Raw genomic sequence first — 18,973 nt, forward strand, 5'->3', positions numbered from 1 at the left:
GTCTTTACAACTATCCTTTCTACTGCCACCCAGCTGGATAGCCAGAAAAACTCTGTGCCTATGCTTATCCTTTGTGGCAATAGGACCTAATCCTAGCAGAAATCGACATTCTTTTTCAGAAAAAAAAAGCGCTTATGTAAGAAAAATAAGCGCTTTTTTGCCCTGTGCAACACTGGTGTATCCGGTAAACTGGCGTAAACGAGTTGTATTTTTAGAAAACAAGCTTAAGCACCCTGCCCCAGGCTTAAGGATAAACCTCCATCCATAAAGTAGCTGGAGCCTGTAACGTAATCAGAATCTGAAGAGGCCAGGAAGAGGGCTACTTTGGCTATTTCTTCAGGCTTACCGGCTCTTTTCATCGGAATGTTTTCTTCGCTTTCCTTTCTGGCTTCCTTATCGTCCATCGCCTCCTGGTTCATGGGGGTCAGGATCATGCCGGGAGCTATGTTGTTTACATTGATGCCTTCTTCGGCCAGCTCCATGGCGAGTGTTCTGGTAAAATTACGTACCGCTGCTTTGGAGGCGCAGTATTCGGCAGTGCCGGCAGCTACTACTTCTTCGTGTACCGAGCTTACGTTGATGATCTTGCCCTTGCCGCCCTTTTCCCTGCGGTGCCTGATGAAACGCCTGGAGCAAAAGAAGGTGCCGTATAAGTTGGTGCGGATGCATTTATCAAAAACTTCAGTATCCATATCGGCCACCATAATGCCTTTACCATTGAGGGCTGCATTATTTACAAGGATATCAACAGTACCAAATTTTTCAATGGCCTGGTCAAAAAGCTTTTCCACCGACTGCTCATCGCTGATGTCTACCTTTAGCACCATACCTTTGGCACCTTCCTGCTCCACCTCTTTCAAGGTTTGCTCCCCGCCCTCTTGGTCGGAGTGGTAGCAAACAACTACACTGGCGCCCTGTCTTGCAAATTCCAGCGCCGTAGCTTTGCCTATGCCTGAGTCTGATCCGGTAATCAGCGCAACTTTTCCTTTTAGCTTCTCCATAACCTCTGTTTTATGATAGATTGATCTCTTCTGAAAACATTGATCCCGACTCTTGCAGCCTGCAGGAGACCGGGTAAAATAGATACTCGGCAGCGGTATTAATGTTTGTGACCAGCCGGTTGTATTTCTTATGTTATCAGCAGAAGAGCTGTGGCAGAGGGGGCGTGTCTGAACAAAGGCTTATACTTCCGGAACGGCATCAGTAATCAACCGGCAGCTGTTTCATATAGTCGTTAAGCACCATATGCTCACTTTTTCTGAAGGGCTGGCCGGTAGCCTTAACATGGCGGATGCGCGATACCCTGAAATCGCGGTACTCCTGCCGCTTATGGCACCAGGCTATCAGGTGCCAGTTAAGGGCATAAAAAACAAGCCCGATTGGCTCTACCTCTCGTATGCTGCTCTCTTCCTGCTTGTTTACATATTCGATTTCCAGGAGCATTTTTCCGGAAATAGCCTGCTGCAATATGGAGAGATAATCGAAGTTAAGCACAAAGCAGGAGGGTACCTGTAGCCTGATGTTGTTGTTCAGGAACTCTAGGTCTTCTTTCTGTGAGTGCCGCAGGCCTGCCTTTACTTTGGTTAGTGCGTTGGAATAGTGGGTTTGGATAGACTTATCGGCAAAGCCATAGACCAGGGTTTCCATTAACAGCAGTGCATTGGCTTCTTCTGTACTAAAAGATACCGGGGGCAAAAAATAGCCCTGCACCACGTAATAGCCTCTGTGTGGTTCAAAGCTTACAGGAACCCCCTGCTCACAGATCGCTTTAATGTCGCGGTAAACGGTGCGGATACTGATCCCAAACTTTTCTGATATCTGTTCAGCAGTAAGGTATTTTTTAGACTGCAGCAGGGTGAGTATTCCAAAAAGTCTGTCGATCCTGTTCATGCCCCTGGTGTTTGCTCCTGTTAAAAAATTTTAAAGCAGCATCAATTTAGCCTGAATTAAGCAGAAAGTCCATACCACAGCGCCAGGGGTGCAATCATTGGGGATCAGTCTATGTGCAGTTTTTTTGAAGCCTGAAGAATGGCTCTTTCAGTTAGCAGTGCCAGTGCTATGCCTGTTGTGTAGGTCATGGCAGTATACCAGAAACCAATTGTAGGGCTGATGGTGATTAAGCTGCCCTGTTGGGATGGATCTGCAAAGGAGATGAAGGGGGCTATTTCATAGGCAGATGACAGCAAGAGTAAAGCTGCACCTGCAACAACAGGCTTTACATTCCAAAAGGCTTTAATGGCAGCATACTGCATCACTATTAAAATAATGTTGCTCAGGGTAGCCTGTAAAAAAGGGTGCGTTATGAAAAGATCTGTACCTGTCAGTGCCAAAAGCAGAAATACAAGCACGCTTATGTAACTCCTGTTAAAACTAAACATGGGGTAAAAGTTTATTTAAGTTATATGTACCGGTAAAAAGTTTGAGCCTTGCAGCGCCAGCAAGGGCATTCTTTAGCATGACCACAGCCGGGCCAGAAGGGTTGGTCAGGAGCTGCAATATATTTTTCAGGAAAATATTTGGGGCAGCAACATTATTTGCCCTTTTTCAGGATTTATTCTTCATATTTGGTAAGAATGATGGTAGTAATATGCAGCTGCTTTTATGCTGGTAGCAACAGGTTTCTGTTTGTAACAAGTCGCATACCAATCAACGAATAACATATATTTTATGAAAGCATTTACGTATGCAGGGCTTCTGCTGCTGTTTATGTGCCTCGGTATGCATGCCTATGGGCAAACTGCAGGCAACTTGAGCCAGGTAGTAGTGCAGGGCAACAAATTTACCCTTGCCGATGGAACCCAGGTTGTTTTCAGGGGGCTTAATGCCAGCGACCCCGACAGGCTGTACAGGGCAGGTAAGTGGGAAAAAAGATACTTTGAAGAAATGAAAAAATGGGGTGCTAACCTGGTGCGGCTGCCCGTACACCCTACTGCCTGGCGCTCCAGGGGCAAAGATGAGTACCTGAAAATGCTGGATAAAGGTGTGGCCTGGGCCGGCGAACTGGGTATGTATGTGGTAATAGACTGGCACAGCATTGGCAACCTTAAAAATGAAATGTACCAGAACCCCATGTATGAAACCACCCTTAAGGAAACTTACGAGTTCTGGAGAACCATGTCCGATCATTATAAGGGTAATACAACGGTAGCCTTTTTTGAGCTTTTTAATGAACCAACCGTAATGGATGGCAAACTGGGCAGCTGCAGCTGGCAGGAGTGGAAAGCGATTATGGAAGAAGCCATTACCATTGTGAGGGCAAACGGAGCCCGGGCTATTCCGCTGGTGGCTGGTTTTAACTGGGCCTATGATCTTACAGAGGTAGCCACAAACCCTATAAACGCCGAGGGTATTGCTTATGTAAGCCATCCGTACCCCATGAAGCGCGAAAAGCCATGGGAAGATCAGTGGACCCGGGACTGGGGCTTTGTGGCAGAAAAGTATCCGCTGGTACTAACAGAAATAGGCTTTTGCGGACCCGATGAAAGGGGAGCCCACGTGCCGGTAATCTCTGATGAATCTTATGGCGATGCCATTACACAATACAGCAATGATAGGGGTATCTCCTATGTAGTGTGGGTATTTGACCCGCAGTGGTCGCCCATGCTTATCCAGGACTGGAACTACACTCCAACCAGGCAGGGCAGGTACTTTAAAAGTGCCATGCAGCAATATGCAGCCGAAAACAAAAAGCAGCAATGATACAGCTGATTTGTAAAGGAAAGTGCTAAACACAGCAGGAGCCGTACCCGCTAAATGGGTACGGCTTTTTTGTGCTGCTGCTAGTTTGCCGTATGTAAAATATTACCAGCCCTATTCAATAATTTTCATTTGCCAGCAGTCTGTTCCTGTAAATCCTATTGTGTTTTTGGGGTGTTGCAGGAGGGGCGTTCTCCCATATAGGCCATCACACACCAGCCTGACGACATCTGCCGCGGCAGCCTGTATATTATTCGATGTGTAGCCAACAATTGTGCGTTGGTTGTTGTTATAACATAATTTACACTACTCAACTCTGCTGCTTTCTAATATTAAAAAATAAATAGTTGCAGGAGAAGCCCGTGCTATCGCCTTTTTATTTATTGCTCTGTCCAGATGCCTGCGCCTGCACATAAGAACAGTAAGAACAGATAGAGAACATCATGAGGAGACTCTACCAGTCAGTAAGAGAACCAGTATCTTCAATCCTGATCGAGCCCGGTAATTCTACAGCAAAGCTCAGGTATAAGGAGTTATTCTATGCCCTGATTCTTGTGCTGCCTGCGCTGCTTCCCTTCCTCCTGATTTCGCAATACAACCATCCTTCTGCCGATGATTTCTGCTACTCCCACCGGTCCAGGGATTTCGGCTTCTGGACGTTCCAGGAATACCTTTACACCACCTGGACTGGTCGCTACGGGGCTACAGCCCTGCTGTCGCTGAGCACCATTGATCCTGACAGCCTCCTGTTTTACAGGCTTATGCCTATCCTGCTGTTTGTTTCTTTTGGTGCTTCTATTTACCTGTTTCTTAAAAAGTTATTACCGGCGGCTGCCGCCACAGACAGGCTTGTGCTCTCCCTGCTGATATTCTTCCTGTACATCGTCAGGCTGCCAAACATTGCAGAAGCATTCTACTGGATTTCAGGATCGCTTACCTACCAGCTGGCCTCCACACTTTGCCTGCTGTTGTTTGCTCTTATCCTTCATCTCCATGAGCAGCATAAACAGCATAAAAGAGTCTTCTACACCATCCTGGGCAGTATTATTTGTATTGTAATTGTGGGGTTAAACGAAACCTCCATGCTGTTGCTGTGCTGTACTCTGTTTTTATGGCTGGCCATCCGCAGCTATAGGCAGCGCGGGCTTGATAAACCTTTACTCGTGCTGCTGCTGGTAACGATTGCCGCATCGCTGGTGGTAATTCTGGCGCCGGGCAATGCAGTTAGAATGTCTGCCAAACCCCAGAGGTTTGATGTGTTTTTATCTGTTTATGGGCCTATCAGGTATAGTATTACCTACATTGTACACTGGCTGCCTTTTTCAGTGCCCCTGCTGCTGCTGTTTTCAGGGCTGTTAGTGCGCATTGCCGGCAACATCAGGCAGTACTACAGGTTGCCGGTCGTAAGCAGAAAACACCTTTACCTGCTGGCTGCAACGGTTCTGGGTTTCATAGCCCTGGGTTTTCTGCCCAGTTTTTGGGGGCAGGGAGGAGCACCTCCGGCCAGAACAGTCAACCTCATCTATGTAGTATATATTTTTGGGGGGCTGGCCCTTGTTTTAGCCTTTCTGGTCTATTTACAAACCAAACATATCAGCATTCCCCGCCTATCTTCTGTTCAAAGGCTAATGCTGGCAGTGCTGCTATTAGGCATGCTGGTATTCTGGGGCAACAGGGTAAGCACAGCCTATCAGGATCTGGCAAAGGGCACTGCCCGTGCCTACAGCCAGGAAATGCAGCAGCGATACAGCCATATCCGCAGCTGTACAGCAGAAGGATGCATCGTTCCTTCGCTGGAGCACAAGCCTAAAACCATCTATGCCTACGATCTTGCCCCGGCCCCCACAGAGAAAACCTACTACTACAACCAGTGCTTATCGCATTTTTTTCATAAAAAGGACATCGGTATACTCTCTGAACAGACAGAAATGGATTTAAAAGAAATACATGCACAAACACAGGCTTCAGGCAGCGGTAGCCGGCATCCATGGGAGCTGGCCCGCCTGGAGGTGGTTTATGGCCTGTCAGAAAAGTATCTGGCGAACACCAGGAGTGCAGAGGTACGGGTGCTTGACATAGGCTGCGGAGACCTGTTTTTTAGCAGCACACTTGCGCAAAAGCTAAACGGGGGGAGGATCATTGCAGTGGACACAGCGCTAAAGCCCGAGGCACTGCCGGGCATTAACAGCAGGTACAGCGGTAGCAACATCCAGGTGTTTCAAAACCTGGAAGAGGCATCCCGCACTTTTCGTGAAGCAGGGCTAGTCTTTTTGCTCGATGTGCTGGAGCATATACACGATGATGCAGCCTTCCTGGAAGACTTGCGACTTTTTCCTTTCATCACAGAAAATACGGTACTGGTTATTACCACGCCAGCCTATCAGTCACTTTTCAGCTCTCACGATACCTTTCTGGACCATTACCGAAGGTACAGCAGCAGCTCACTTAGCGCTGTGTTGCAAAAATCAGGATTCAGCATTGTGGATAAGGGCTACTTCTTTTTTTCGCTGCTTCCCATACGTTTTATGCAAAGCATGTGGGAGAAACTGTATCCCCGGGCAGCGCAGCGTGGAGGTACCGATGCTGCCGACTGGCGGGGTGGTAGGTTAAGCACCAGGCTGTTTCAAAACCTGCTGCTCCTGGATTATAAGCTAACGTCCCTGCTGGGCAGGACAGGAATCAAAATCGGAGGACTATCAACCTATGCCATATGCAAAAGATCTGTATCATAATACCCTGCTACAACGAGCAGTTTCGACTGCCACGCGATGAGTTTCTGGAGGTTTTCCAGAGTACCAATTTCTTTTTCTGTTTTGTGAATGATGGCAGCAGCGATAAAACTCAGTATGTGCTGGAAATGCTTAGAAGTGGTAGAGAGGAGCGGGTGCAGGTAATAAGCCTGCCCAGGAATAAAGGTAAAGCAGAGGCTGTGCGAACAGGAGTGCTCAAAGCCCTAAGCTGGCACGACTTTAGTTATATCGGCTACTTTGATGCAGATTTTTCAACCCCGATCACAGAGGCTTTGCACCTGCTGGAAGAATCGGGAGAAGATAAACTGCTGATCATGGGCTCACGCGTTAAACGCCTTGGCGCAACCATAGAGCGCAATCTGGCCAGACACTATTTTGGCAGAATATTTTCTACCGTAGCCAGCCTTACTTTAAAAATACCTGTGTACGACACACAATGTGGGGCAAAGCTCATTAGCACAAAAGTTGCCCGGCAGCTTTTTACTGCTCCTTTCTTAACCCGCTGGCTGTTTGATATGGAAATTCTAGCCCGTTGTATTGAAATGTTTGGCAGAAAAGAAACCTGCACAACCGTGAGCGAAATACCACTAAAGGTGTGGAAAAGAAAAGATCACTCACATCTAAAGATCAGCCACATGCTGAAGGTGCCCTTTGAGCTGTATAAGATCTACTCGCACTATAAGCTGGAAAGCAGCGGAAAAACCAATCTGGTACCAATCCTGGCATCAGACTCCTGCATGGGTGCGCCAGGCATCAAAGATCAGCCACAGCACTAATTATCGGCAACCAAGCCAGGGTTTAGCAGCTTAACAATCTTTTGCTTCCTTACCATTTTCCTCCAGGAATTACAGCAGTTTAAACTGATTGCAATCCATAAATCATGTTAAATTAAAGACTGCTGTTCTTTGTTAGGCAACTTTGCTGCAAGTGAGTTTTTCAAGAAGGCAGGCAGGAGAGATGCCCGCCCTGTGCTGCCTTATTACTGATCCCTTTGTCCGCTACATCATCAACCTTATTTGTTCCGATACCGGAGCCTCCACTTTTACAGCATATAGTTAGACTTTACCGTGATTTAGATTTTTATGACTTCTAAATCTGCTGCTTTCTCACAGAAAAAGCGGGTTTTTCTTTATTTTAGATCTAAATACTAATTAGAAGGTATAATGGCGATTTATAAGCTGCAAATAAACGGACAAACATACCAGGCCGATGTAGAGCCGGATACGCCGCTACTATGGGTGCTGCGCGATCATCTGGGGCTGCTGGGCACCAAGTTTGGCTGCGGAATAGCTGTCTGCGGGGCATGTACAGTTCATTTTAACGACCAGGCCGTTCGCGCCTGTGTGTTCCCGGTATCTGCAGTGGGCAGTGCCAGCATCACAACCATTGAGGGACTGTCGGAGCAGGGTACTCACCCGGTTCAGCAGGCCTGGAACGAGGTAGATGTTGCCCAGTGCGGCTACTGCCAGGCCGGCCAGATCATGACCGCTGCAGCGCTCCTTAAGCGCAACCCTAACCCCAGCACCGAAGAAATAGATGCCGGTATGAATGGCAACATATGCCGCTGCGGAACCTACCACCGCATTCGTGAAGCAGTAACCCTTGCAGCAGCCAAACTAAAATAGCCATGTCGAGCCAACCTAATACAAGCAGACGGAATTTTCTTAAGCAGTCGCTCCTGGCAGGGGGCGGACTCCTGATAGGCTTTAAACTTTACGGTGCCGGCCTGGCACCTGCTGGCGAAATAGAAAATGCAGCGCTGGCTGCCGGGAGTGTAGATTTCAACAGCTTTTTATCCATTGCCACCGATGGTACCGTAACCATTTTCTCCCCTAACCCTGAAATAGGGCAGAATATCAAAACCTCCTTTCCCATGATTGTGGCCGAAGAGCTTGATGTGGACTGGAGCAGGGTAAAAGTGGTGCAGGCAGCCCTTGACAGTAGCAAATATGAGCGCCAGGTAACGGGAGGCAGCGGGGCAATTCCGCACTCCTGGAAGCGCCTGCGCGAGGCTGGTGCCACTGCCCGGCAAATGCTTATGGAAGCAGCTGCCAAACGGCTAAAAGTGCCTGTTGGCGAACTTAGCACCCAAAACAGCCTGGTGATGCATAAAGCCAGTGGCCGGCAGCTTGGCTATGGAGAACTGGCTGCCGATGCAGCAAAACTGCCTGCTCCGGCTAATGTAAAGCTGAAAGACCCGAAAGATTTCAAGCTGATCGGCAAGGCAATCAACAATGTTGATAACGGGGACATCATCACCGGGAAGCCACTTTACGGAATAGATTTTTACCGGGAAGGTATGCTCACGGCTATGGTTCAGCGCCCGCCAGCTTTTGGTATGAAAGTTAAATCTGTTGATGCCGCCGCTGCCAAAGCCATGCCGGGCATTGTAGATGTGGTACGCTTTGATGATAAAGTAGCAGTAGTGGGCAAAAGTACCTGGCAGGTAATGAAAGCCCGCAAAGCACTGAAGGTGGTGTACGAAAAAGGGGCAGCCCTTGAAAGCAGCACAGACCACGACCGGCTGTTCAAAGAGCTTTTAGATAGTAAGGAGGCAAGTGTGCGCCGGCAGGATGGCGATGTGGAAGCAGCTTTTAAACGTGCGGCAAAGGTGGTAAAAAGTGAATACCAGTGCCCCTTTCTGCCACACAGCCCGCTGGAACCCATGAACTTCTTTGCCCATGTACGAGCCGATGGTGTTGAGCTGGTTGGCCCCACCCAGACACCGGACCGTGCCCGCGGGGTAGCTGCCCAGATCACAGGCATTGCCCCGGAAAAAATTACCGTGGAGATGACGCGCATGGGCGGCGCCTTTGGCCGCCGTCTAATGGCTGATTATGTGGAAGAAGCTGTACAGGTATCGAAGCTGGCGAAAGCCCCCGTTAAAGTTATCTGGACCCGGGAAGACGATATGACAGGAGGTAATTACCGCCCGGCGGTTCGCTATCGTTTCGAGGCCGCACTGGATGCCAGCGGCAACATGATTGGCTATAAACTACGTGGTGTTGGTATTAACGCAGGCAACCCTACCCGGGAGCACAATTTCCCCTCCGGCTCGGTAGAGAACCTCCTGATTGATTCCGTTGAACATCAGTCGCCCATTACCACAGCGCCTTGGCGTGCGCCCATTACTAACTTTCTGGCTTTTGCAGAACAGTCTTTTATCGATGAGGTGGCCCAGGCAGCAGGCAAAGACCCTGTGCAGTTCAGGCTGGAGCTGATGGAAAAAGCCAAAAAATCGCCTGTTGGTAATATTGGCTACGATATAGACCGGATGCAAACTGTTACCCGTATGGCTGCCGAAAAAGCAGGCTGGGGCAAAAAGCAGGGGGTACACCAGGGCTTTAGTGTTTACTATTCTCACCGCTCCTATGTAGCCCAGGTAGGAGAGGTGGCGCTGGAAGGCGGCAAGCCTGTGCTTAAGAAAATATATGCGGTATCGGACTGCGGACAGGTTGTAAACCTAAGCGGTGCCCGCCAGCAGGTAATAGGGGGTATTGTAGATGGTCTGGGACATGCCATGTACGGTAACATGACCTTCAGGGAGGGCGCTCCCGAGCAGCAGAACTTCAACAACTATCGCCTGATTCGCCTGAAGGAAGTTCCGGAGGTAGAAATCCATTTTGTAGACAATGGCATAGAGCCTACAGGTCTGGGAGAACCTGCACTTCCGCCTACCGGTGCAGCCGTGGCCAATGCTATCTTCAAAGCAACCAGCAAGCGTATGTACAACCAGCCATTTCTCGAGCAGGATGCCATGAAAGGGCTCTCTCAATAGTAACTTTGTTTGCAGTAGTCTAAAACTATGTCTGGAGAGAACTGGCCTCTCCAGACATAGTTTTTTTTCTGTTGTAGTCCAGGTAAAATACCTGCAGGCATTCCGGTTAGGGTTATTTTAGTGCTGCTCTTTCAAATTCAAAAGGAATTTCCATACTGCCTCCTGAAATTACAGCCTTGATCTTATTCCCAGCTTTAGCATATACTATTTTCTTAGGGAACTCATTTTCCTGATTTTCACAGGCAAAGCTTTCCCTCTCAACATTTGTCAGTTTAAATACTGTTGGTTTGGATTCTCCTTTTCCTGTTACTTCAAAATTCCAACCAGTCTCTGATTTAACCAGCCGCACATGTTCCTGCCATACAGTATCGTTGTTCTGCAATGTGAAGCCGAACCCCTTATACTCGGTATCATTTTTCATGTTCCAGGTTTCAAAAGTTTTTCTATCCTCTTCTTCATTAATACTTTGCCAGTTTCCTACCAGCCAATCAAAGTTTTCGCTGGTATTTAGGGTTGCCTCATTAACAGCTGTAGAGGTAGAGGTATCCTCATTTTTACAGGAAATTGTAAAAGCAATCCACATAACTAAAACTAATCTTATCATGGTATTTTTAAAGCTTGTAGGGGGCTCGTTCATTCAGAGAAACAGTGGCTATTTACCGCTGAGTCTGGCCAGACGATAAGTTAGAGGTTTGCTTGTTCAATGGCAAAGAGCTGTTACAGCCTTTGCATTATTTATTTTCTAACTGAGTGTCGGATGTTTAACAGCATTTAGCGCAAAACCTATCTCAAAGTATAAATAAGCGCATAGCAGTACTGGCTATCCTATTTACCTTCCCAACCTTTACCACCGTCTGTGTTTGTTTCATAATACGGATAATCCAGATGCCGATCTTTATCTTCAACCTAACCTCTTTGAGAAAACTGATGCCAAAAAGCCACATTATTAGCTTTGTTGAATATAATTGTATTTTTTACGTTTATATTTAGAAAAGCAAGACCGGTAAACTAAGGCTGCTTAAACACTATCAGCACAAACAAAATGAACCACTTTAAATTTTTAAAACTTATCCTGGTATTAACGCTCATTTTCAGTGGATTGGCGGTAAATGCGCAGAAGCCGAAGAAGAACCAGTTCAACAACCCATTGGCCTTGCAAAGGGCAGATCCACATGTGACGAAAGCTGCTGACGGTACTTATTATTTTATTGCCACAGTACCTGAGTACGACCGCATTGAATTACGCAAGTCAAAAACCATCAATGGCATAAAAGAAGCAGAACCGGTGGTAGTATGGCGCAAGCATGATACAGGCCCCATGGGTAACCACATCTGGGCTCCCGAACTGCATCGCATAGATGGAAAATGGTATATCTATTTTGCAGCTGGCTCGGCCGAGGACAAATGGAAAATACGCATGTACGCCTTGTCGAACGAGTCGGAAGATCCAACAAAGGGCGAATGGAAAGAGGAAGGACAGATTGTGGCCAAAAGAGATGAGTTTTCCCTGGATGCCACCACCTTTGAACATAAGGGCCAGCGTTACCTGATATGGACTGACAGAGCATCGGATACGGTGGTGAACACGGGCATTTATATTGCAAAGATGACCAGTCCTACCACCTTAGATGACAAACAGGTAGTGATTTCACAGCCTGAATATGAGTGGGAAATCCAGGGGCACAGAGTAAACGAGGCTCCTGCAGTACTAATCCGCAAGGGGAAGGTTTTTGTGACCTTCTCTGCCAGTGCCACCGATGCCAACTACGCCATAGGATTACTTTGGGCCGATGCAGACGCCGACCTTCTTGATCCTGCCTCATGGAACAAACTACCTGAACCTGTTTTTTCTACCAACGAAAGCCTTAAACGGTTCGGCCCCGGGCATAACAGCTTTACAGTGGCTGAAGATGGCAAAACTGATGTGATGATTTATCATGCCCGCGACTACAAAGATATTGATGGAGAGCCTCTGTACGATCCCAACCGCCACACACGTGCCAGGGTACTGAAATGGACCAAAGATGGTATGCCTTATTTTGGCCAGGACCTGGGCGACAATGAAATGGCATCAGAAAAGGGAAAAAAGTAAAGAAACAATAGCATTTTCAGGCTTTTACAATAGGTGTTGAGCCAATATTGGGGTTCAGGGGGTGCTCCTGAACCCCAACTCATTTTAGCTTTCCTGTTAAATATGTTGGTTGCTTTCCTGTTAAATCGTTTGGTTATTTGAACAAACAACTGTGAACAGCTGCATGTGATTGCCAAAGGTTAAATTCTTTGTAGCTCGTTCAAAATCAATACCAAGGGTGTTCCTTCAGCTTAATGACTTACTGGCCTATTCAATTGTGTGCTGGCTTTTATTTAAATAGTAACTGTGAAAAATCAACCAGATTACGTCTCCAAACCATCCAGGTGTGCTGGCCGGGGGTAATCACTTCATCGAACTCCACGCCAATAGATTTTAACCATAACTTATATTCCATAGAAAAAGCAAATTCTCCGTCCCGGTCTCCGGTTGCAATCCATAGTAGTTTAATCTTATTATTGATGTTGGCATCTAATTCCGGGAATACTTTTTTGAAAAGTGGTGCATCTAGCAATAACTCCGGTTGTTGAACGGTGCTGCGGTCCCGGTTCATGCCATACATCACCACCGCTGAACTAAAACCGCCAATGTAAGCAAACACATCAGGGTTATTCAATCCAATAAATAAGGATTGTCCGGCGCCCATAGATAACCCGGTTATGGCTCTATCTTCAGCTTTACTTCCAACATTATAATTCCTTTCTACAAAAGGAATTACTTCAGTTAACAATGATTTTGTGAATGTTTCAAAGGCTCCTCCATAACCTTGTGTGATATTTTCAGGATCTCCATAGCCCAACGGGCATACGATGACCATAGGAGCTATTTTGCCCTGTGCAATTAAATTATCGAGAATGAAATTAGCCTTTCCGGCTGTAAACCAGGATTCTGCATTTTCGGTTAAACCGTGCAAAAGGTACAGGGTTGGATATTTCTGTTTGCGCTTTGGGTTATAGCCAGGAGGGGTATAAATGTAAAAATCGCTCTGATCGCCAATGATGGCAGATTCATAAAAGTGTCTCGTGATTGCACCGTGAGGCACATTGGTTTGTTCCCAGGGTTCTGGATTTTCTGCTGGTATTTGAACTATACTGTTTCCAACCCTCATTTTGTAACCGGTAGTAATTTCCGGATTTACCGGATCCGGTACATTCAAGCCATCTATTGAAAAGCTATAGGGGTATACATCCGGAGCAAGGGGAGACGTTGTGACCGACCACATGCCATCAACTTCTTTTTCCATGGCTACAGGCTTCAATCCTGAAATATGTAAGCTTACTTCTTCTGCCTTAGGGGCGTCTATTCTGAATGTTACGCTGTTATCCGGATGTACCTCGGGCGAAATAGCTAAAGTTCTGCCAAAGAATTGCATGCGGCCTTCTTGTGGAGCTTTATTGTTGTTCAGCATTTCAACACCTCCAATCCAGGCCATTGCATCAGGACCTTCAAAGCCAGTTATTTTTCTGGTGATCTCCAGGGTGGTCAAATCAATTTCGGTAATAAAGTTTTCGTTGGTTGTTCCAATAAATATGTGCTTGCCATCAGGATTGATAAAAATGGGTTCCGTTCCTGCACCTAGCTGGAAGTTCTTAACGGTTTTATGTGTCTTTGTATCTACAATAACAGCATTACCTTCCCGGGAGCCAGCTGCTACTACATATTTTCCGTCTAAGGTGAACTGCAGTCTTGCAATTCCTCCTATTTCGGGAACATCAAACTTTTCTGTCACTTTTTTATCGGCTATATCCACCACAGCTATTTCTCCTTTTCTGCGGAGGCCAATCCAGGCTTTGGTGCCATCCGGGCTCAATGCCACACCCTCCGGGCTCTCACCGACTGATAGAATGGTATGTTTCTATGAACCGCCTTGTAAGGGATCCTCACCCTGTAAATCATAAATGGAGACAGTGCCGGAACCCCTGTTCGTGGCAACTATATGTTTGCCGTTATCCGTAATCACCAACATGTGCGTTTGGTCTTGTCCGGTTCCGTTAATCCAGCTTAGTTTGTCCTTTTCGGGATCGTAGGCACCAATTACTCTCGATCCTTCTGCTGTAAAATAGAATAAGCCCTTGTGGTAAACTGCCCCGTGCGGATTCCAAAGATTCCCTAAATCTATCCTCCGGATTTCCTTCTGTTGGGCAATGTCAATCAGGGATAGGGTATTGCTGGGCTCACGGTAGCTCCCGGTATTGGTAACGAGCGCGTACTTTTTGTCTGTAGATACAGCTACTTCATGAGGTTCATTTCCAACTGGAATTGTTTTTAAGATCTTGCCTGATTTGGAATCTAAGAAGGCTAAACTTCCCGGGAAATTACCATTACTTTTGATTTTGTTAACCACTAAAACATCCGGACTTTGCGCGATGGCACAGAACGGTGTTACTATCAGCAGCAGTAACAGTCTGACGATGTCTTTCTTCATGTTGCTTTGACTGTATTTTCTTTCAAAGGTTTAATTAGCTTTAGATACAGTTCGGAAAGTTGTTATAGTCCTGGTATGCACACAACTGAATACTGCCGGTGAGCATACTCCGGCTGATCTGTAAGCATGCAATAGGATTTTCAGATATCCTTGAACGAGCTATCGAAAGGCTGGATTTCAGAAGAGCCAGGTGGGTGAAGAAAAAATGATCCTCAACGGTAGAACCAGTGTTTGGCCACCATGGAATGGCACCCTGATCAACTACATGGGCCTGTCAAAAATCAACACCAGGGGCATCCTTTCAGCTGATAAAAAGATGCTCATGGCAGCAGCTGCCTATAACCTCAAGAAATGGATAAACTTCTGTTCCATTACCAGGCCGCCGGAGCGGACGAAAAACAGCCGCTTTGGTAGCCCCTGTAGTGGCTGTGCCGGCTGTTTTTTGTGAAACTTGATCTGGCGGGAAAATTTAGAAGTAGTTGGCCTTAGGAAAATGAACAGTAAGCCTACTTTCATAGAGTTTTGCAATAGTTGCTGTTGTTAGGCGTAGTGTCTTTTTTATTGTAAATGCCTGGGTTTTTGTTTTTGGCCTGCATGTTCTACTATTTCAATGATTCGTTTTTGTCTTGTCTCTGAACGTTTAGCAAGTACAAGCCACTGCAAAATTGATTTTCTGACTGATTTACTTAAGCTTAGGAAAAAGTCTTTTGAATTTGGTTTTTTTTCAAATTCCACCTCTAGGTCTTGCGGAATAATCAGTTCTTCAACTTGGTCCAGGATTGTCCAGGAGCCATTTTGTTTGGCAACTTCAATGCTTTTGCAACCTGCTTCTGTCATCAGGCCACTTTCAATGAGTTGTTGAACTTTTCTTTTGTTGATTTTTGACCAGGTGCTGTTAGGTTTTCGCCTGCTGAAAAACTGATGTGATGTCTCTTTATCAATCTTTATTTTTTTACTATCTATCCACCCAAAGCATAGAGCTACATCTACCGCCTCGCTCCAGGAGATAGATTTTTTATCTGAACTTTTATTATAGAAAACAAGCCATACAGCTTGTTTGGAAAGATGGTTTTTTTCTAACCATTTTCGCCAATCTGTACGGCTTGCCGGATAAAATATTTCTATCTCGCTTTGTTGCATATTACCTCACAACGGTGGCTTCAAGCTCTACTGTTAAAGTTGCAAAAAGTCCTTTCACTTCAAGTAGTGTAGTAGCCTGTTGGATTCCGTGCTTATGAATAAACGGCACATAAACATCCATACAGGTAGTAAAAAATTCCTGCGTAGAGGTTGTGTACACATTCAGTCTTACAATGTTTTTGCATTCATAGCCCGATTCGCTGATCAACTGTTCTACATTAGCAATAGTTTGTATCAGTTGTGAACGCATATCGCCCTGGCTTGGAACGCCCGTGGCATCTATTGCTACTTGTCCTGAACAGTATAGTGTGCCTGATGCATTTCTTACTTCAACTGCCTGTACCGAATTAGTGTTTTTTCCCCAGGCCCAGGGATCGAATGTTTGTTTTTCCATTTTGTATTGTTTTAAAATCTATAATACAAAGATGGAGCAGGGTAGTGACAGCCTTATGTCAGGGGTTGAAATGCATCAATGGAATTTATCAAAAAATTCCTGTAATGTCATTTTATGTTGTTCAAACTTCTCCGGTAGAATTTCCATTTTTGTTATTCTATCTAAACGGAAATATCTGAATGCTGAACGTAGACGGCACCAGGCGATGAGGAGCCAGTTCTCAGTTGTGCTTACCAGTGCAAATGGCTCAATTTTTCTGCTGGTTTTTTCGCCTTGTTCGTTGGTGTAATCAATTTTTATCAGGTAAAAATTGGTTAGCGCGAATTGCAACTGTGAAACATTACTGCTGTTTCTTTCTCTGTTGATGTTCTGTTCAAAGCGGGTTCTGTCGGCCAGCAAATTTGCTTTGTCTTTCTCCGATTGACGAAGTACCGCTTTTATTTTGTCGATTGCTTCCGTATAGTCCCTGATAAAAGAAGTGTCTTTGTTCTTCAAAACCAATTGTTCGGCAAGAATCAAAGCATTTGCCTGGGCTTCTGAAAACATAACAGGCGGAAGCTTATAACCTTCCATTAATGTATAGCCTTTTCCGTCTTCTGTGATGATAGGAATGCCTGCTTGTTCTAAAGCCCTAATGTCACGGTAGATTGTTCTTACGCTAACATTGAATTTTTCTGCCAGATCAGTCGCTGTAGAAAGTCGTTTGGTTTGCAGTTGTGTTAGAATGGCAGTCAGCCGTGAAAGTCGCTTAGTGTCATTATCTTTCATTTTTCTGTCTGACCTATGGAGAATTGCATGATTTGTGGCATTAAGCCTAAGGTATTGGGTATTGCCGCAGTTAGGGATTAAACGCACTTACGCTAAATACAGCACCAATGTACAAAAAATAGGGCTGACGAAGATGATAGCATGTTAAACCCACTGCAGCAATACCTTGTTATGAGTTGCTTTTCTTTTACCAGGGAACCTCGCCAGTTTCAGGATTGGTTTCTTCGCTAAAGTATTTTCCTGTTGGTCCGTTGTTGTCAATTAAAGCATATTTCACAACACGGGCTGCAGCATCTTCAATCGTTCCTGTTCCCTTATGATGATTAAAATCGGTTTTTGTATATCCTGGGTCAATCGCATTGACTTTAAAAGCCGTATCACGTAACTCGTAAGCCAATGTAACAGTGTACATATTCAAAGCCGCTTTTGAGGAAGCGTATACTGCAAATTTCGCATAGTGGTAAAATCGCCAATCCGGGTTGCTTTGAAGGGAAAGGGAACCGACACTTGAACTTACGTTGACAATTCTTGGCTCGGGCGACTTTCGCAACAAATCAAGAAAAGCTTGTGTAACGCTTACAACGCCATACAAATTTGTGTCGAATACATTCTTGAAATTGCTAATGTCGGCATCTAAAGCACTTTGTGGTAAGGTTCCGCTAATGCCGGCATTGTTGATAAGCACGTCTAATACGTCTGTTTTTTTGCCTAATTCAGCCCGTGCAGCATTAACTGACTGCTGGTCGGTTACATCCAGCTGTATGACTTCAACATTGGTAAACCCTTCGGATTTGAGTTCTTTTAAAGCATTCAAGCCATTCTCCAGACTTCGGCTTCCCAGGTAAACATAATAGCCTTTTTGTAATAATTGCCTTGCCGATTCTAAGCCGATGCTTTTATTGGCCCCTGTAATCAATACTGATTTACTCACTTCTTCAATATTGTTCTCCTTGTGTTCGTGATTGTTTGATTTCATATTTGTTGTTTTTAATTGTACAGTGCAAATATGCCCCGCTCAAATATGAAATCATTTGCCATTTGGCAAATAGCAAATCAGTGGATGTTTTTTCTGATTCTGCTTAGCGAAGAGTGTGTAATTCCCAAATAAGATGCTATGTATGAGAGCGGAACGCGGTTTGCAATGTTTGGATATATCTCCAGAAACTTCAGGTACCGCTCGGTGGCATCTACTGTAACTAAAGGACTTCTCCGTTCGATCTTTTGGATTAATGCTTTTGAAATTATTTTATGAACAATAGTGTCCCATCCAATGATCGTATTCAAAAGTTCCTGCCAATCCTTTTTATTAAAACAAATGAATTTACAGTCAGTCAAAGCCTGCACATAGGCAGATGAGCAGATTTCATTATCAAAGCTCTCTATATCTACAACAAGATTGTTTTCATCAATGAAGTATTTGGTAATTTCATCGCCCTTGTTATTGTAATAGCATACCCGGGTAACGCCTTCAACGATAAATCCAATCTGGCGCGAAACTTTCCCTGCTTCAGAGAAATAGTCGTCTTTATGAAGCTCCAGCTCAAATGCTTTGCTTTTGATGAGGTCTATTTGCTGCTGGTTTAAATTACCAAACTGCAGTACGTATTTTATAAATTCCTTCATATTGCAATTTAGCAGATGTGATTTGCTAAGTATTTGTCATTTGGCAAATAAGCTCTATATGTGTTAACCTTATAGTGACGTCCGTTGAATAAAGCAGTCGCTGCTCACCGCCGCTTCATGATCCGCCGCAAAGTATTGATTTTGTAGGCAAATGGCAAAGAGCTCTGACAGCCCTTGCTTTATTCTGTTGTGTGCGCCCGGTATGGGCATCTGGTACCTAAGGTATCAAATTATTCCAGGGGGTGCAAGTCCCCTACAGGCGAGTTGGTGAAGCCTGTTAGCAAGTGGCAAGCTGGTTTGGGGTGACCCA

18 protein-coding genes are annotated in these 18,973 nt (G+C 45.5%); 7 read left to right on the forward strand and 11 right to left on the reverse strand.

What is annotated here, in order from left to right; translation table 11 throughout:
• Positions 1-224: 224 nt before the first annotated feature.
• The 3 genes from KWJ01_RS16530 to KWJ01_RS16540 all read right to left on the reverse strand — a co-directional run bounded on the left by KWJ01_RS16530 (position 225) and on the right by KWJ01_RS16540 (position 2,378).
• Complete coding sequence (locus KWJ01_RS16530) at positions 225-1,001, reverse strand: SDR family NAD(P)-dependent oxidoreductase (RefSeq protein WP_224997914.1); 777 nt, start codon at positions 999-1,001, stop codon at positions 225-227.
• A 199-nt stretch (positions 1,002-1,200) separates the two neighbouring features.
• Complete coding sequence (locus KWJ01_RS16535; protein WP_224997916.1) at positions 1,201-1,890, reverse strand: YafY family protein; 690 nt, start codon at positions 1,888-1,890, stop codon at positions 1,201-1,203.
• A gap of 104 nt (positions 1,891-1,994) precedes the next feature.
• Positions 1,995-2,378: a hypothetical protein gene (locus tag KWJ01_RS16540; protein WP_224997917.1), complete on the reverse strand. Its 384-nt coding sequence runs from the start codon at positions 2,376-2,378 to the stop codon at positions 1,995-1,997.
• A gap of 289 nt (positions 2,379-2,667) precedes the next feature.
• Here KWJ01_RS16540 and KWJ01_RS16545 point away from each other — a divergent pair, with 289 nt between their 5' ends.
• From KWJ01_RS16545 to KWJ01_RS16565, 5 genes are all read left to right on the forward strand, one after another.
• The gene (locus KWJ01_RS16545) at positions 2,668-3,699 is read left to right on the forward strand and encodes a glycoside hydrolase family 5 protein (RefSeq protein WP_224997918.1); all 1,032 of its coding nucleotides are present in this window, start codon (positions 2,668-2,670) and stop codon (positions 3,697-3,699) included.
• Positions 3,700-4,139: 440 nt separating this feature from the next.
• Positions 4,140-6,428: a DUF6056 family protein gene (locus KWJ01_RS16550; RefSeq protein ID WP_224997919.1), complete on the forward strand. Its 2,289-nt coding sequence runs from the start codon at positions 4,140-4,142 to the stop codon at positions 6,426-6,428.
• Entirely contained in the window at positions 6,407-7,222 is an 816-nt protein-coding gene (locus tag KWJ01_RS16555; RefSeq protein WP_224997920.1) for a glycosyltransferase, read from the forward strand. Before KWJ01_RS16550 ends, KWJ01_RS16555 begins: the two co-directional genes overlap by 22 nt.
• Positions 7,223-7,609: 387 nt before the next feature.
• The gene (locus KWJ01_RS16560; protein WP_255651118.1) at positions 7,610-8,071 is read left to right on the forward strand and encodes a (2Fe-2S)-binding protein; all 462 of its coding nucleotides are present in this window, start codon (positions 7,610-7,612) and stop codon (positions 8,069-8,071) included.
• A 2-nt stretch (positions 8,072-8,073) separates the two neighbouring features.
• Positions 8,074-10,224 carry a xanthine dehydrogenase family protein molybdopterin-binding subunit gene (locus tag KWJ01_RS16565; protein ID WP_224997921.1) on the forward strand — a complete coding sequence of 717 codons (2,151 nt, stop codon included), beginning with the start codon at positions 8,074-8,076 and terminating at the stop codon, positions 10,222-10,224.
• A 112-nt stretch (positions 10,225-10,336) separates the two neighbouring features.
• Here the strand turns inward: KWJ01_RS16565 and KWJ01_RS16570 are convergent, their stop codons facing one another.
• Positions 10,337-10,828: a DUF6265 family protein gene (locus KWJ01_RS16570; protein WP_224997922.1), complete on the reverse strand. Its 492-nt coding sequence runs from the start codon at positions 10,826-10,828 to the stop codon at positions 10,337-10,339.
• A 438-nt stretch (positions 10,829-11,266) separates the two neighbouring features.
• Here KWJ01_RS16570 and KWJ01_RS16575 point away from each other — a divergent pair, with 438 nt between their 5' ends.
• Positions 11,267-12,316, forward strand: coding sequence for a family 43 glycosylhydrolase (locus tag KWJ01_RS16575; RefSeq protein WP_224997923.1), 1,050 nt, complete (start codon positions 11,267-11,269; stop codon positions 12,314-12,316).
• Between the two features lie 268 nt (positions 12,317-12,584).
• Here the strand turns inward: KWJ01_RS16575 and KWJ01_RS28360 are convergent, their stop codons facing one another.
• Both KWJ01_RS28360 and KWJ01_RS16585 read right to left on the reverse strand, forming a co-directional pair.
• Positions 12,585-14,063, reverse strand: a complete 1,479-nt coding sequence (locus KWJ01_RS28360; RefSeq protein ID WP_224997924.1) for an alpha/beta hydrolase-fold protein — start codon at positions 14,061-14,063, stop codon at positions 12,585-12,587.
• 105 nt (positions 14,064-14,168) lie between these two features.
• Positions 14,169-14,738: a YncE family protein gene (locus KWJ01_RS16585; RefSeq protein WP_224997925.1), complete on the reverse strand. Its 570-nt coding sequence runs from the start codon at positions 14,736-14,738 to the stop codon at positions 14,169-14,171.
• Between the two features lie 190 nt (positions 14,739-14,928).
• Here KWJ01_RS16585 and KWJ01_RS16590 point away from each other — a divergent pair, with 190 nt between their 5' ends.
• Entirely contained in the window at positions 14,929-15,186 is a 258-nt protein-coding gene (locus KWJ01_RS16590) for a hypothetical protein (RefSeq protein ID WP_224997926.1), read from the forward strand.
• Between the two features lie 110 nt (positions 15,187-15,296).
• Here KWJ01_RS16590 and KWJ01_RS16595 read toward each other — a convergent pair whose 3' ends face one another.
• From KWJ01_RS16595 to KWJ01_RS16615, 5 genes are all read right to left on the reverse strand, one after another.
• Positions 15,297-15,878 carry a YdeI family protein gene (locus KWJ01_RS16595; RefSeq protein ID WP_224997928.1) on the reverse strand — a complete coding sequence of 194 codons (582 nt, stop codon included), beginning with the start codon at positions 15,876-15,878 and terminating at the stop codon, positions 15,297-15,299.
• Between the two features lies 1 nt (position 15,879).
• Positions 15,880-16,272, reverse strand: coding sequence for a RidA family protein (locus KWJ01_RS16600; protein WP_224997930.1), 393 nt, complete (start codon positions 16,270-16,272; stop codon positions 15,880-15,882).
• Positions 16,273-16,347: 75 nt separating this feature from the next.
• On the reverse strand, positions 16,348-17,040 hold the full coding sequence (locus KWJ01_RS16605) for a YafY family protein (protein ID WP_224997932.1): 693 nt from the start codon (positions 17,038-17,040) through the stop codon (positions 16,348-16,350).
• Between the two features lie 187 nt (positions 17,041-17,227).
• Positions 17,228-18,016: an SDR family NAD(P)-dependent oxidoreductase gene (locus tag KWJ01_RS16610; protein WP_224997934.1), complete on the reverse strand. Its 789-nt coding sequence runs from the start codon at positions 18,014-18,016 to the stop codon at positions 17,228-17,230.
• A 77-nt stretch (positions 18,017-18,093) separates the two neighbouring features.
• Positions 18,094-18,663, reverse strand: a complete 570-nt coding sequence (locus KWJ01_RS16615) for a Crp/Fnr family transcriptional regulator (protein ID WP_224997936.1) — start codon at positions 18,661-18,663, stop codon at positions 18,094-18,096.
• Positions 18,664-18,973 lie beyond the last annotated feature (310 nt).

The sequence above is a fragment of the Cesiribacter sp. SM1 genome (genome assembly GCF_020178975.1).
Taxonomy (GTDB): Bacteria; Bacteroidota; Bacteroidia; order Cytophagales; family Cyclobacteriaceae; genus Cesiribacter.

Coding starts and splice junctions, on each gene's coding strand:
- KWJ01_RS16530 (WP_224997914.1), bottom strand. CDS start 1,001: ATGGAGAAGCTAAAAGGAAAAGTTGCGCTGATTACCGGATCAGACTCA.
- KWJ01_RS16535 (WP_224997916.1), bottom strand. CDS start 1,890: ATGAACAGGATCGACAGACTTTTTGGAATACTCACCCTGCTGCAGTCT.
- KWJ01_RS16540 (WP_224997917.1), bottom strand. CDS start 2,378: ATGTTTAGTTTTAACAGGAGTTACATAAGCGTGCTTGTATTTCTGCTT.
- KWJ01_RS16545 (WP_224997918.1), top strand. CDS start 2,668: ATGAAAGCATTTACGTATGCAGGGCTTCTGCTGCTGTTTATGTGCCTC.
- KWJ01_RS16550 (WP_224997919.1), top strand. CDS start 4,140: ATGAGGAGACTCTACCAGTCAGTAAGAGAACCAGTATCTTCAATCCTG.
- KWJ01_RS16555 (WP_224997920.1), top strand. CDS start 6,407: ATGCAAAAGATCTGTATCATAATACCCTGCTACAACGAGCAGTTTCGA.
- KWJ01_RS16560 (WP_255651118.1), top strand. CDS start 7,610: ATGGCGATTTATAAGCTGCAAATAAACGGACAAACATACCAGGCCGAT.
- KWJ01_RS16565 (WP_224997921.1), top strand. CDS start 8,074: ATGTCGAGCCAACCTAATACAAGCAGACGGAATTTTCTTAAGCAGTCG.
- KWJ01_RS16570 (WP_224997922.1), bottom strand. CDS start 10,828: ATGATAAGATTAGTTTTAGTTATGTGGATTGCTTTTACAATTTCCTGT.
- KWJ01_RS16575 (WP_224997923.1), top strand. CDS start 11,267: ATGAACCACTTTAAATTTTTAAAACTTATCCTGGTATTAACGCTCATT.
- KWJ01_RS16585 (WP_224997925.1), bottom strand. CDS start 14,738: ATGAAGAAAGACATCGTCAGACTGTTACTGCTGCTGATAGTAACACCG.
- KWJ01_RS16595 (WP_224997928.1), bottom strand. CDS start 15,878: ATGCAACAAAGCGAGATAGAAATATTTTATCCGGCAAGCCGTACAGAT.
- KWJ01_RS16600 (WP_224997930.1), bottom strand. CDS start 16,272: ATGGAAAAACAAACATTCGATCCCTGGGCCTGGGGAAAAAACACTAAT.
- KWJ01_RS16605 (WP_224997932.1), bottom strand. CDS start 17,040: ATGAAAGATAATGACACTAAGCGACTTTCACGGCTGACTGCCATTCTA.
- KWJ01_RS16610 (WP_224997934.1), bottom strand. CDS start 18,016: ATGAAATCAAACAATCACGAACACAAGGAGAACAATATTGAAGAAGTG.
- KWJ01_RS16615 (WP_224997936.1), bottom strand. CDS start 18,663: ATGAAGGAATTTATAAAATACGTACTGCAGTTTGGTAATTTAAACCAG.